The 14,380-nt window shown below is 40.5% G+C and carries 9 protein-coding genes; 6 read left to right on the forward strand and 3 right to left on the reverse strand.

All coding sequences use genetic code 11. The features are described from left to right. The first annotated feature begins 137 nt into the window (after positions 1 to 137). The 5 genes from U1E44_RS12590 to U1E44_RS12610 all read left to right on the forward strand — a co-directional run bounded on the left by U1E44_RS12590 (position 138) and on the right by U1E44_RS12610 (position 7,944). A complete protein-coding gene (locus U1E44_RS12590; RefSeq protein WP_322931448.1) occupies positions 138 to 602 on the forward strand; it encodes a MarR family winged helix-turn-helix transcriptional regulator in 465 nt (154 codons plus the stop codon). A 4-nt stretch (positions 603 to 606) separates the two neighbouring features. Beyond that, positions 607 to 3,012, forward strand: coding sequence for a 3-hydroxyacyl-CoA dehydrogenase/enoyl-CoA hydratase family protein (locus U1E44_RS12595; protein WP_322931449.1), 2,406 nt, complete (start codon positions 607 to 609; stop codon positions 3,010 to 3,012). 113 nt (positions 3,013 to 3,125) lie between these two features. After that, positions 3,126 to 4,316, forward strand: a complete 1,191-nt coding sequence (locus U1E44_RS12600) for an acetyl-CoA C-acyltransferase (RefSeq protein ID WP_322931450.1) — start codon at positions 3,126 to 3,128, stop codon at positions 4,314 to 4,316. Positions 4,317 to 4,387: 71 nt separating this feature from the next. After that, complete coding sequence (locus U1E44_RS12605; protein WP_322931451.1) at positions 4,388 to 6,199, forward strand: acyl-CoA dehydrogenase family protein; 1,812 nt, start codon at positions 4,388 to 4,390, stop codon at positions 6,197 to 6,199. 302 nt (positions 6,200 to 6,501) lie between these two features. Further along, positions 6,502 to 7,944 carry a pyridoxal phosphate-dependent decarboxylase family protein gene (locus tag U1E44_RS12610; RefSeq protein ID WP_322931452.1) on the forward strand — a complete coding sequence of 481 codons (1,443 nt, stop codon included), beginning with the start codon at positions 6,502 to 6,504 and terminating at the stop codon, positions 7,942 to 7,944. Here the strand turns inward: U1E44_RS12610 and U1E44_RS12615 are convergent. After that, positions 7,934 to 9,733, reverse strand: a complete 1,800-nt coding sequence (locus U1E44_RS12615; RefSeq protein WP_322931453.1) for a glycoside hydrolase family 15 protein — start codon at positions 9,731 to 9,733, stop codon at positions 7,934 to 7,936. The two genes, U1E44_RS12610 and U1E44_RS12615, sit on opposite strands and share 11 nt — an antisense overlap. Positions 9,734 to 9,847: 114 nt before the next feature. On the opposite strand from U1E44_RS12615, the gene U1E44_RS12620 reads away from it, so the two are divergent. After that, a complete protein-coding gene (locus U1E44_RS12620; RefSeq protein ID WP_322931454.1) occupies positions 9,848 to 12,055 on the forward strand; it encodes a bifunctional alpha,alpha-trehalose-phosphate synthase (UDP-forming)/trehalose-phosphatase in 2,208 nt (735 codons plus the stop codon). 121 nt (positions 12,056 to 12,176) lie between these two features. On the opposite strand, the gene U1E44_RS12625 is transcribed toward U1E44_RS12620, so the two are convergent. Together U1E44_RS12625 and U1E44_RS12630 are read right to left on the reverse strand one after the other, a co-directional pair. Then, positions 12,177 to 12,731 (reverse strand): REP-associated tyrosine transposase, encoded by a 555-nt coding sequence (locus tag U1E44_RS12625; protein ID WP_322931455.1) that lies wholly within the window; start codon positions 12,729 to 12,731, stop codon positions 12,177 to 12,179. A 493-nt stretch (positions 12,732 to 13,224) separates the two neighbouring features. After that, a complete protein-coding gene (locus U1E44_RS12630; protein WP_322931456.1) occupies positions 13,225 to 13,980 on the reverse strand; it encodes a CPBP family intramembrane glutamic endopeptidase in 756 nt (251 codons plus the stop codon). Positions 13,981 to 14,380 lie beyond the last annotated feature (400 nt).

The raw sequence follows: 14,380 nt of genomic DNA on the forward strand, positions 1-14,380 counted from the left end.
TTTAATGCCGAATTCATTTTTACGTGCTAATACCTGTTCAAAAAGAAGATAAGACGAACCAAAACTTTAAATAATAAACATTTATTTATTATGCATGCATAATAAATTTTATTATATTTGAAAATCATTAAACCTATATGAAGGAGATTACCATAGATTACGCATTGCGAGCCACATGGCAAGCAGTAGCTAGAATGTATAATGAAGAAGCAAAAAATTTTGACACCACCATGGCCATCGGGTTTACACTTCTAAGTATTGATCCAAAAACAGGTACGCCATCTACCGCATTGGGGCCTAAAATGGGCATGGAAGCTACAAGCTTGTCCAGAATACTAAAAAGTATGGAAGATAAAGGCTTAATAGAACGAAAACCCAATCCAAATGATGGAAGAGGGGTTCTCATCTATTTAACTCCATTTGGCCTAGATAAAAGAAAGGATTCTAAAGATGTGGTAATGCAATTTAATTATGTCGTAAGAGAACACGTTTCCGAAGAAAAACTAGATCATTTTTTTGAGGTCATGGAAACAATTAACAAACTAATAATGGACAAAAAGATTTATACAAAAGGTTATAAAACAAACAATAAATCCGCTTAAATTCATGAACAAGCACATAAAAAAAGTAGCCGTCATAGGATCCGGAATTATGGGTAGTGGCATTGCCTGTCATTTCGCAAATATCGGTGTAGAAGTTCTTTTGTTAGATATTGTACCGAAGGCATTGGACGATAAAGAAAAGGCGCAAGGCTTAACCCTTCAAGACAAAGTAGTTCGAAATCGCATAGTGAATACTGCGTTAACAACCGCATTAAAATCGAAGCCCTCCCCTATTTACCATCAAAAATTTGCCTCCAGAATTACGACCGGAAATCTGGAAGATGATATAGCAAAAGTAGCCAAGGTCGATTGGATTATTGAGGTGGTGGTAGAACGGTTAGATATTAAAAATAATGTTTTCGACAGCCTTGAAAAACACCGCACTCCGGGTACATTAATTACCTCCAATACCTCTGGTATTCCCATAAAATTTATGAGTGAAGGAAGAAGTGAGGATTTTCAAAGGCATTTCTGTGGCACCCACTTTTTTAATCCTGCACGCTATTTAAAGTTATTCGAAATTATTCCAGGGCCAAAAACGGCACCGGAGGTGTTGGCATTTTTAAACGGCTATGGGGAACAATTTCTAGGAAAAACCTCGGTTGTTGCCAAAGATACTCCGGCTTTTATTGGTAATCGTATCGGTATATTTAGCATCCAAAGTCTTTTCCATATGGTCAACGATTTAGGGATGACGGTTGAAGAGGTGGACAAATTAACCGGACCCGTTATTGGGAGGCCCAAATCGGCCACCTTTAGAACCGTAGATGTGGTAGGTTTAGACACCTTGATACACGTCGCTAATGGTATTTATGATAATTGCGATGCCGATGAAAGGCACGAATTATTTAAGTTACCCGGATTTATTAACAGCATGATGGAAAATAAATGGCTGGGAAGTAAAACGGGGCAAGGATTCTATAAAAAAGTGGCTCATAAAGATGGTTCCAGTGAAATTCTAACCTTAGATTTAGGTACCATGGAATATCGGCAGGCTAAAAAAGCCAGTTTCGCTACCCTAGAGACGACCAAAACGATTGATAAAGTGATCGATCGGTTTCCGGTGTTAATTGATGGGAAAGACAAAGCCGGTGACTTTTACAGAAAAAGCTTCGGGGCTCTTTTTGCCTATGTATCGCACCGCATCCCCGAAATTTCAGATCAACTATATAAAATAGATGATGCCATGAAAGCCGGGTTTGGTTGGGAACATGGACCTTTTCAAATTTGGGATGCCATAGGATTGGAAAAGGGTATTGGCCTCATAGAGGCAGAAGGACTAGAACCGGCGCAATGGATTACTAAAATGCGCGATTCAGGTGCTACCTCATTTTATACCGTTAAAGATGGTGCCTCCTATTATTATAATATCCCCGATAAATCTGCCCAAAAAATTCCGGGACAAGACGCTTTTATTATTTTAGATAATATCCGACAATCCAACCAAGTATTTCAAAATTCAGGCGTTGTGGTTCAAGATCTCGGCGATGGTATCCTTAATGTGGAATTCCAATCTAAAATGAATACTATTGGTGGCGATGTCTTGGCCGGATTAAACAAAGCTATCGATATTGCTGAAAAGGATTTTCAAGGATTAGTGGTAGGCAATCAGGCCGCCAATTTCTCGGTAGGCGCCAATATCGGAATGATTTTTATGATGGCAGTAGAGCAAGAATACGACGAATTGAACGCTGCCATTAAAATGTTTCAAGATACGATGATGCGGATGCGTTATTCGGCTATCCCCACCGTTTCTGCACCCCACGGGATGTGTCTTGGTGGTGGATGCGAACTTTCCATGCACGCAGATATGGTGGTTGCAGCGGCCGAAACCTATATAGGGTTGGTTGAATTTGGGGTGGGCGTTATTCCTGGTGGTGGAGGATCCAAGGAAATGGCCTTACGCGCAGCAGACACCTTTAAGAAGAACGATGTAGAACTCAACGTGCTTCAAGAATACTTCCTTACCATTGGTATGGCCAAGGTATCTACTTCGGCCTATGAAGCTTTTGATTTGGGCCTATTACAAAAAGGAAAAGATGTGGTTGTGGTAAATAAAGATAGACAAATTGCCACTGCAAAAGCCTATGCCCAACTTCTGGCGGCAGGCGGTTATACACAGCCTCCAAAACGAAAAGACGTTAAGGTTTTAGGAAAGCAGGCGTTGGGAATGTTTCTTGTGGGGACCGATGCCATGCAAGCCAGTCATTATATTAGTGCGCACGATAAAAAAATTGCCAACAAACTAGCCTACGTCATGGCAGGAGGCGATTTGTCTGAGCCCACTTATGTATCCGAACAGTATTTGTTAGATTTAGAACGAGAGGCATTTCTGTCATTGTGTACGGAACGAAAAACTTTAGAGCGAATACAACACATGCTCAAAACCGGGAAACCACTTAGGAATTAAAGTCCCTCTAAATCTCCCCTAAAAGGAGACTTTAAATAGTAAAAATGATGTCTAAAATTTAAAATTAAACCCAAACAGTTCCTTCTTCTTTTGAGAGGACTTGGGAGAGGCCTATGAAAACAGCATATATCGTAAAAGCATACAGAACAGCCGTAGGAAAAGCACCCAAAGGAGTTTTCCGATTTAAGCGTACAGACGAATTGGCCGCAGAAACCATTCAATTTATGATGGGAAAAATTCCGGAATTGGATAAAGCGCGTATTGATGATGTTATAGTCGGAAACGCCATGCCGGAAGGTGCCCAAGGACTAAACATGGCACGACTCATTTCCTTAATGGGGTTAAAAACCATAGATGTGCCCGGGGTAACGGTCAACCGATTTTGCTCCTCGGGCGTAGAAACAATTGCCATGGCTACAGCAAAAATTCAAGCCGGAATGGCCGATTGCATCATTGCAGGTGGTGCGGAAAGTATGAGTGCCGTACCCATGACCGGTTTTAAAACAGAACTGAATTACGATTTGGCCAAATCGGGGCATGAAGATTATTATTGGGGTATGGGCAATACCGCAGAAGCCGTCGCCAACCAATTTAAAGTGTCTCGCGAAGATCAAGATCAATTTGCGTACAATTCGCACATAAAGGCCTTAAAAGCGCAAGCCGAAGGTAAGTTTGATGAACAAATTGTGCCCATAACGGTAGATCAGATTTATATTGATGCAGAAGGCAAGAAAGCATCAAAATCGTACACCGTAGTTAAGGATGAAGGGCCAAGAGCCGGTACAAGTTTAGCCGCATTGGCTAAATTACCCTCCGTCTTTGCAGCCGGTGGTAGTGTTACCGCAGGAAACTCCTCACAAATGAGTGATGGTGCTGCCTTTGTACTCGTTATGAGTGAAGAAATGGTAAAAGAACTTAAACTAGAACCCATTGCAAGATTGGTAAATTATGCCGCCGCCGGAGTAGAACCGCGTATCATGGGCATGGGTCCGGTAAAAGCAATTCCGAAAGCCCTTAAACAAGCCGGATTGAAGCAAGAGGAGATAGACCTCATAGAACTCAACGAAGCCTTTGCTTCGCAGTCCTTGGCTGTAATGCGAGAACTGCACCTAAACCAAGATATCGTAAATGTAAACGGAGGTGCCATTGCATTAGGGCACCCACTAGGCTGTACCGGTGCGAAGCTATCCGTGCAATTATTTGATGAAATGCGAAAGCGCAATATGAACGGAAAATACGGAATGGTCACCATGTGCGTGGGCACAGGACAAGGCGCCGCCGGTATTTTTGAATTTCTGAATTAAGTAAGATTTTAGATTCTAGTATGGTAAAAACACATACTAACTAACACTTTCAATACTAAATACTTGTAACAATGAGTACCGAAACAACAAACAAAGAAATTCTACGAGGAGGGCAATTCTTAGTGAAGGAAACCCAATGTGACGACGTTTTTACACTAGAAGATTTGTCCGATGAGCAACAAATGATGCGCGAAAGCACCAAAGAATTTGTAGATCGAGAGCTTTGGGCACATTGGGAGCGATTTGAAAACAAAGATTATGCCTATACCGAAGAAACCATGCGCAAAGCCGGCGAACTTGGCTTATTAAGTGTAGCCGTACCTGAAGCTTATGGCGGTATGGGGATGGGATTTGTGTCTACCATGTTGGTGTGCGATTATATTTCCGGTGCCACAGGCTCCTTTAGTACCGCCTTTGGTGCCCATACCGGTATAGGAACCATGCCGATCACCCTATACGGTACAGAAGCTCAAAAACAAAAATACGTACCCAAATTGGCTTCCGGAGAATGGTTTGGAGCCTATTGTCTTACGGAACCAGGCGCAGGTTCGGACGCCAATTCGGGAAAGACCAAAGCTGTTTTATCGGCAGACGGAACACATTACCTTATTACGGGACAAAAGATGTGGATTTCCAATGCCGGATTTTGTAATCTATTTATCGTTTTTGCACGCATTGAAGACGATAAGAACATTACCGGTTTCATCGTAGAAAATGATCCTAAAAATGGAATATCCCTAGGCGACGAAGAGAAAAAATTGGGCATTCACTCCTCCTCCACCCGACAAGTATTTTTTAATGATACCAAAGTGCCGCTAGAAAATATGCTGTCCGAACGGGGTAATGGATTCAAAATAGCCATGAATGCATTAAATATTGGTCGCATTAAATTGGCCGCCGCTTGTTTGGAAGCGCAACGACGTGTGGTGACTGAGGCCGTAAAATATGCCAATGAGCGCATTCAGTTTAAAACGCCCATTATTACGTTCGGAGCTATTAAATCTAAAATTGCCCAAATGGCTACCAATTGCTACGTGGGAGAATCGGCCTGCTACCGAGCGGCTAAAAACATTGAAGATCGCATCGCAATAAGGGAATCCGAAGGAAACTCGCATCAAGAAGCAGAGTTAAAAGGCGTAGAAGAATATGCCATAGAATGTTCTATTTTAAAAGTGGCCGTTTCGGAAGACGCCCAAAACACTACAGATGAAGGTATCCAAATTTTTGGAGGAATGGGCTTTAGTGCCGATGCCCCAATGGAAAAAGCTTGGAGAGACGCCAGAATTGCCCGTATTTACGAAGGTACCAACGAAATTAATCGTATGTTGACGGTAGGTATGTTGGTTAAAAAAGCCATGAAAGGGCATGTAGATTTATTAGGACCTGCCACAAAGGTTGGCGAAGAATTAATGGGTATCCCCTCTTTTGATGTTCCGGATTTTTCCGAATTATTTGCCGAAGAAAAAGATGTAATTGCCCGACTAAAAAAAGTTTTTTTGATGGTGGCAGGAAGTGCAGTTCAAAAATTTGGTACAGAATTAGAACGTCATCAGCAAATTATGTTGGCTGCTTCAGACATTCTTATTGAGGTATATATGGCCGAATCTGCGCTATTGCGAACCGAAAAGAATGTAAAACGTTTTGGTAAAGAAGCACAAGCCACTCAGATTGCCATGTCTCAGTTGTACTTGTACAATGCTGTTGATATCGTTATTCAAAAAGGAAAAGAAGCGATAGTTTCTTTTGCTGAAGGCGATGAACAGCGCATGATGTTGATGGGATTAAAACGATTTACCAAATACACCAATCAACCTAATGTGGCCGAACTTAGAACTCAAATTGCAGACAGGATTGCTGCCGATAATAGGTATGCATTTGATTAAAGCACTCAAAAGACACGCGTCTTTATCGATAAAAGAAAGCCACTCGAAAAAAGAGTGTCTTTTTGATAAAAAATTTCTTGAAACTGACTATCCCCGAGGCAAGCCATAGGGGTATTTCGCCAGTTTCATTTTGGCCTTTGGACCAAAAACCGAAATTTTGTATTTTACCTCACCCGGAACTGCAAAAAGGCAGTTCCGACCTCTCCAAAGGAGAGGTAAATAGGAAACCTCGACCCAAGGGTCGCGGAATCTTTAGATTAAAATTTGTTTTTTTCTTCAGAACAACCCTCTAATTTTAGGGTATGGAAAAAAGTAGTATGCCATCGGTTTACGATCCGGAGTCCTTTCGCAAAACAGGCCACAAACTTATTGATACCCTTGCAGACCATCTCGATCAATCCAATCAAGGCCTAACCGAGAAAGTGATTCGGTGGAACAAACCCAATGAGGAACATGAATTTTGGAAAGACTTTTTGGTTCATGGAGAAAATACCGAACTTTTTTCAGAAGTCATAAAACACAGCACACATGTACACCATCCCAATTATATGGGGCATCAGGTAAGCCCCACAGCTCCCATCACCGCACTTTCGGGTATGGTTAGTGCCCTTCTAAACAATGGAATGGCGGTATACGAAATGGGCATGGCATCTTCGGCTATGGAGCGAATCGTTACTGATTGGCTCTGCGCTAAAATAGGTTTTGATACATCGTCTAGAGGATTTCTAACCTCCGGAGGTACACTCGCTAATTTAACCGCCCTATTGTCTGCCCGGAAAGCCATCGTTGGCCAAAACTCAAGGAATAAAGGCAATACAAGACCATTGGGCATTATGGTCAGTGAACAAGCCCATTATTGTGTAGACAGGGCTGCTAAAATAATGGGGTTGGGTGAACAAGGCATTATTAAAATTCCGACCACCGAAGGCTACGCTATGGATGTGTCCCTATTGGAAACCGCTTATAAAAAAGCCACAAAAGAGGGGATTTATATTTTTGCAATCGTCGGTAGTGCGCCTTCTACGGCTACAGGGATTTTTGATGATCTGGAAGTCCTAGGCCGTTTCAGTAAAGCTCATAACCTTTGGTTTCATGTGGACGGTGCTCATGGTGGTGCCGGTATATTTTCGACCAAATATAAATTTACAGTAAAAGGAATTCACCAAGCGGACTCTGTAGTTATTGACGGTCATAAAATGTTGATGCTGCCAACCATAACCACCGCCTTACTTTTTAAAAATGGCACGCATTCGCACGCCACCTTTAGTCAAACAGCCGATTATCTTTTGGTACAGTCCAGCGATGAAGATTGGTATAATTTAGCAAAACGTACTTTTGAATGCACCAAAAGCATGATGAGTATGCATTGGTACACGCTTTTGAAAACGTATGGTGAAACGATTTTTGACGAGTACCTTACGAGGCTTTATGATTTGGGACATCAGTTTGGGGAGTTCATTGCCAAGGAGACCGATTTTGAATTAGCAGTACAACCCATGTCTAATATCGTTTGTTTTCGGTATCGGACCTCCCATTGCGATGCGGAAACGCTGAACCGCATCAACGAAAAAATACGACAGTCTCTGTTAGAAGCGGGCGAATTTTATATTGTTCAGACAAAACTACGAGGTGTACATTACTTGCGTACGACGCTAATGAACCCGTTTACTACCGAAGAACACCTAAAAACCTTGCTAAAGCGTATCAAAAGTATCGCCCTAACAACAGAAAAGGCTACCACATAGATGCTATAACCCTTTCTTCATCTTCTTTCTTACAGAAGTTTATCGCGCATTCTATCAGTGCCAAATGAGAATACGCCTGCGGAAAATTACCCAATAATCGCTTGGTTTTAAAATCGATGTCCTCACTAAACAAGCCCAAATGATTGCTGTAGGACAAAATTACGTCAAACAATTGTCTGGCTTTTTTTACTTCTCCAATTTTGTACAAGCTATTGATGAACCAAAAGGTACAAATGGTAAACGAAGAGGAAGGTGCTCCAAAATCGTCTACATTTTTATAGCGGTATAGCAATCCTTCATGACATAAGTCTTCTTCTATGGCTTTAACCGTACTTACAAATTTAGGATCCGTTGCTTTAATGAACCCGTAAGACTCCATAAGCAATACCGAGGCATCCATATGCGTAGCACCATAGGACTGCGTAAAGGCCTGCCGTTCTTCGTTCCAGGCATTTGCCATGATATCTTTTCGTATTTCCTGTTCTAAAGGTACCCACTTAGCAATCTTGTGCTGTTTTCCTAAAATTTTTGCTACTTTAATTGCCCTGTCAATGGCGGTCCAACAGAGAACCTTTGAAAAGGTAAAATGCCTGTCCTCACTGCGAAATTCCCATATCCCCTTATCGGCCTCTTTCCAGTGATTTTCTACGATCCATACAATGCCTTTAGTAATAGACCACAATTCTTGTCCATTCTCTACATCTACATTAAATTTTACCAAAAGCTCGTAGATGACATCCATTAGGATACCGTATATATCGTTTTGCCGTTGCTCGTATGCGGCATTACCTACACGTACAGGCTTAGATCCCATATAGCCACTGAGATGATCCAAAGTTTCCTCGGTAAGTTTCTTTTCTTTATTAATACCATACATGATCTGTAGTTTTTCATCCTTATCCGGCATCAGATCTATAATAAATTTAAGGTACCGATTTGCCATATTTTTATGCCCTAATTCGGAAACTACTTTTATGACCATAGAGGCATCGCGAATCCAGCAAAACCTGTAGTCCCAGTTGCGAACCTCGCCGATAGTTTCGGGTAAGGAGGTGGTTGCGGCGGCCAAAACAGCACCCGTTTTATCGTAACTCAATAATTTTAACGTAATGGCACTTCTGTTGATTTCTGTGTTGTACAGGCTATAACGCGCCGTTTTTTCGGACCAGTTTAACCAATACACACGGGTTCTTTCCAGTTCTGTAAATACGTTGTGCACCGTAGGCAAGCCAATGCGCTCATGATACCCAAACAGAAAATAACCGTTTTTAGTGAGGTGTATCTCCGCACCTGAATGAATGGCTTTCTTATCAAAATTCGTATATAGAAATACGGTATCAAACTTAACTTCGTGCGTTAAACTAGCAATAAAATGTTCTTTAATATAGGTTTTTGTTTCCCCCAGCGCATATTCCAGTTTTGGGTCGTAAATGACCGAAAATTTAGGAGTTCCTGAAAGGTGTTTTACATAGCGTATAATTTCGGGAGGCGCATAATAACTGCCATCTTCTTTGCGATACCGGGGCATAAAATCATGCAGCTCAAAAGCACCTTCAGCACTGTTGAATTTTGTCACCAAAATGCTGGTATTGGGTTCATATTGTTGCGTAATACAATACGCATCATCTACTTTAATTTCGAAACTACCCCCAATTTCCTGATCTAAAAGCTTGGCAAATACTGCTGGGGAATCAAATTCGGGTAAGCAACACCACTCTAAAGAACCTGTTTTAGAAATTAATGCCGCACTCCTACAATTTCCTATAATACCGTAATCTAAATTGTCCATATCTATAAATAATCTTAAAAATTGCGGAAAAACAGCTTTTTTAATTGCTTTTACGCCCCATTATCCCGAAATTTAGGAAAAACCAAAACCAAATAGATAAAAAAAAGACGCTTTATGAGTAAAACTATCATAATCTCAAATAGACTGCCCGTTCAATTGCAAATTCATAACGGAACGATTACCGCCATACCTAGTGTGGGTGGTTTGGCTACCGGTATGAAATCGGTTCACTCCGGAAACGAAAGTCTTTGGATTGGATGGAGCGGACTCACAGAGGAAGAAATTCCCAAGAAATTAGTTTCCGATATTGATGCCGCATTAAAAGAACATGGCTGCGCCAAAGTAAGATTAACCGAGAAAGAAGTAGATGGCTTTTATTACGGATTTAGCAACCGTACCATTTGGCCGTTGTTTCACTATTTTTTAGAATATACCGAATTTGAATGGGATAGCTGGAATACGTATAAAAAAGTGAATCAGAAATTTGCCGATGCCATTTTGGATCAGGCTACAGATACAGATACTATTTGGGTACACGATTACCAGCTAATGCTGGTGCCGCAAATGGTTCGCGAAAAACGCCCCAATATCTCTATCGGTTTCTTTTTACACATTCCATTTCCGTCTTTTGAGATTTTTAGAACCCTCCCTTGGCGCCAAGAAGTGCTGCGCGGTCTTTTAGGCGCTAATCTTATTGGGTTTCACACGTATGACTACGAGAGGCATTTTCTAAGTTCGGTGCGCAGGTTACTGGGATTAGAAGTTAGTTTTAATGATATCTATGTAGACGAACGGACTATAAAGGTGGACTCCTTTCCTATGGGTATCGATTACAAAAAGTTTTCCGATGCCGCACAAAAGCACCGAGACACATCAGATTCGGAACAGTCTGAACTTCAAAAAAGGCTCAATGAACACAAACGAAATGCCCCCGATTCTAAGTTTGTACTCTCTATTGACCGTCTGGATTACAGTAAAGGGATTGCCAAACGGCTTTATGCCTTCGAATACTTTTTACACAAATATCCGGAATACAAGGAAAAAATTAGGCTTATTATACTAGCAGTTCCTTCTCGTTCTAATGTACCTCAATACCAATTACTTAAAAAAGAAATTGATGAATTGGTAGGACGTATTAATGGAGAACTTTCCACAGTAAGTTGGACCCCCATCTGGTATTTTTACCGATCTATGCCCTTCGAAAATCTAATCGATTTATACACCTCCAGCGATATTGCATGGCTAACACCAATAAGAGATGGAATGAACCTCGTGGCCAAGGAATATATCGCCACGAGGACAGACAAAACCGGTGTATTAATATTAAGCGAAATGGCCGGATCTGCCAATGAAATGAATGAAGCCTTACTCATAAACCCCAACAATTTTGAAGAACAGGCAGACACCTTAAAGCGTGCCATTACCATGCCTTTAGAAGAACAAATAGATCGGAACAGCATATTGCAAAAAAGGTTAGCCCGCTACAACGTAGAAAAATGGGCCAATGACTTTATGAAATCGCTCATAGATCAGCAAGAAAATGACAAGGCAGCCGTGTCTAGGCGACTCACAGTAGACCTTATGACTACATTGACAAAACAGTATAAAAACGCTACTAAGAGGCTTCTTTTCTTAGATTATGACGGTACGCTGGCAGGTTTTCATATTGATCCTCAAAAAGCGGCACCAGATACCGAGTTATTTGAACTCTTGGATGCCTTGGCATCCCAAGAGAAGACCGATTTATACCTAATAAGCGGTCGCGATAAGGAAACTTTCGGCAGATGGTTTTTGCCAAAAAAATACAATATGATTGTGGAACATGGGGTTTGGATTTCCAAGAATGGCGAAGCATTTCGAATGCTAGAAACCATAAAAAAAGATTGGATGGAAAAAATACGTCCTGTGTTAGAATCGTTTGTAGATCGTACCCCAGGATCATTTATTGAAGAAAAGAACTATTCGCTAGCCTGGCACTATCGAAACACCGATCCCGATTTTGGTCAGAAACGTGCGACGGAATTACATACCGTACTTACCAGTCTTATCGCCAATGACGACCTCAGTATTCTAAACGGCAATAAAGTGATGGAAATTAAAAGCAGCAATGTAAATAAGGGTCGCGCTGCCGTGCGTGTCTATGGTGAAGATGCCTACGATTTTGTTTTTGCAATTGGAGACGACTGGACCGATGAGTTTATGTTTCAAGAATTACCGGAAACAGCGATTACAGTGAAGGTTGGTCGGCATAAAACTCATGCCAAATACTTTGTAGACAGCCTTAAATATGTGCGAGAAATTTTGAATCAATTCAACCCCTAAGCGTGATTCATAAAACACTACCTAAAGCCAATCGCAGGTGTTTTTTTGGTTTTTTGGGTGATATCCTTTTTTAGTGTACCCATACCGATAGCGCCAATGTACAATCCGTGCTGATAAAGCCTCAGAACAGATTTAAAACCAATACGTCCAATTCGTTCTCTAAACACGCATAGTTTCTTGCCGAACTAAAATAATAGTCTTCCGGCAGCGTAACTATTTTTTCTTTGACAGGGTTATTATGGATATACGATATCTTTTGTTTAATAAAAGAATTGCTATAAATGTGTTCTGCATGGTACCCATCTTGCCAAACTTTATAGTGCTGTACTCTTTTTAAATGCCGGCAGGCTTTTTGAAAATATTCCAGTAACCATTCCCTTCTGCTCTCTGGCTCCTGAATAATGGTTTCAATGATTCTTTTTGATGTGAACTTTTTAAAATCCCTGATGACATCGGACAGTATAGTGCCACCTGTTGCCTTACAGAGCAAATGTACATGGCTGCCCATTATGCAATAGGCATATATTTCTAAGTTTTTACTTTGTTGGCAAAATTTCAGGGCATTCAGTATAACATATTTTTGATTTAACCGGGTAAAGACATCTACCCAACCAACGGTTGTAATTGTTATAAAATAGGCTTCCTCTGCCGTTGTTGCTTTGTACTTTGTAGACATTCGTCAAAAAACAATAAATCTACGACTTTTTGTAGTTGGTTATAACCGATTTTCTTCATTTCAAGGGCACGGATTGCAAATCCGCGCTATCGGGCTTTAATACCAATACGTCCAATTCGTTCTCGGGAACTGAAGGATTGCGAAACTTATATTTTCTGCTCATTGAATTCTAAAAATACAAAAAGCAAGATATTTATTTCGTGGCTTATTACTTATTTATATTTCTAGATTCTTGTCGCTCACTCTTGACGGAACGAGCAGAAAGATGCTCGCGCTAGCGGGTGTTAAACAATTTATCGGCACCGGGTTTCTTTAATTGCACGGATTGCAAATCCGCGCCATCGGGGGTTGCAAATCCGCGCTATCGGGTCTGGTACTAGCGGAGGACTACCCACTTACATATAGATTAAAAATAAAATCTAAAATTAACTTAATCCAACCTTTCTTACTACTATTAGTCTCAGTATAAGAAGTAGTTTTTTCTTCGCTTTTTTTAGTTTTCATGATTGCCTTGTGAATTCAATAAATATATGCAACCTAGCATTATCAGCAAACTTACAACTAATAGAGGAATGAAAAATATGTATATTTTGCTCAGCTCTATTGCAAAAATGTAATCGTTTATTAATTGAGAAACATATATTGTCAATAAATTATAGATGATATGAACCAAAAGCACCAGTATAAAACTATTGTAGCGTACATAAATATAACCTAATACCATTCCAATTAAAAATGCTGAAAACATTCCCGTTTCTGTAAACAAATGGGCCAATGAAAATAACAACGAGGAAACAATAATGCTTTTGCGAATTGAATATAATTTTGTTAACCCATGTAGTATTCCTTTTCTAAAAAGCAATTCTTCCAGAATAGGAAACAGTAAAATAGAAAAAACGGCTGTTTTGAATCCTCTTGTAAATCTGTTTAATTCAGCTGAAAAGGTGTCTCCAAAAACTAGTGCGTTTAGCACAATTTGAATCGAATAAACAAAACAAAAGAGACATATCGCAATTATTGAGACCAGCGGAATTGACCTGATAGGTCGGTTAATCGCAACTATGCCTGACTTGATATTGTACGTGTTAGACTTATTACAATAAAATATTAAAACAACATAAGTTGCTATTCCCGCGCCAAGCTTTAATCCATAATAATTAAAACTAATCAAACTGGTACCGTATAGCGAAGCAATCAGGATTATGGTTATCAATAATGCTTCCTTGATGGATATTTTTGGATAACTCATAAACAAATTCTTTATGGCTGACACTAGTCCTTTGTGAAACTCTCAAATTTTTTCTGTTTCAAAAACTTTACTATTTTGGCACTATCTACTTCTCTCTGGCTGGCATTACCAGGTAATCCCAAATCTCTTCTTTCCAATAAGCCGTTTTCATGTTCATTTAATCCCTGAGTTGAAATTAAAGATCCTCCCGCTTTCCCTAGAAGCCTCTTTAAAATTAGTTCCCCCGATCGCTCGGATATCCACAAGGGTCGATAGCGCGGATTTGCAATCCGTGCTGATTCTTACTCGGTACGCCACCAGTTGCAAACTGGCGGGAGCGGGGGGATATTGAATTTACTCCCTTTGCCAGAACAGCCCAAAGAAATAAAACAATAGATCATTTAAAATCATACCGACTTGT

Origin of the sequence: Aurantibrevibacter litoralis (assembly GCF_034651555.1) — a bacterium.
In the GTDB taxonomy this organism is placed as follows: Bacteria; Bacteroidota; Bacteroidia; order Flavobacteriales; family Flavobacteriaceae; genus Aurantibrevibacter; species Aurantibrevibacter litoralis.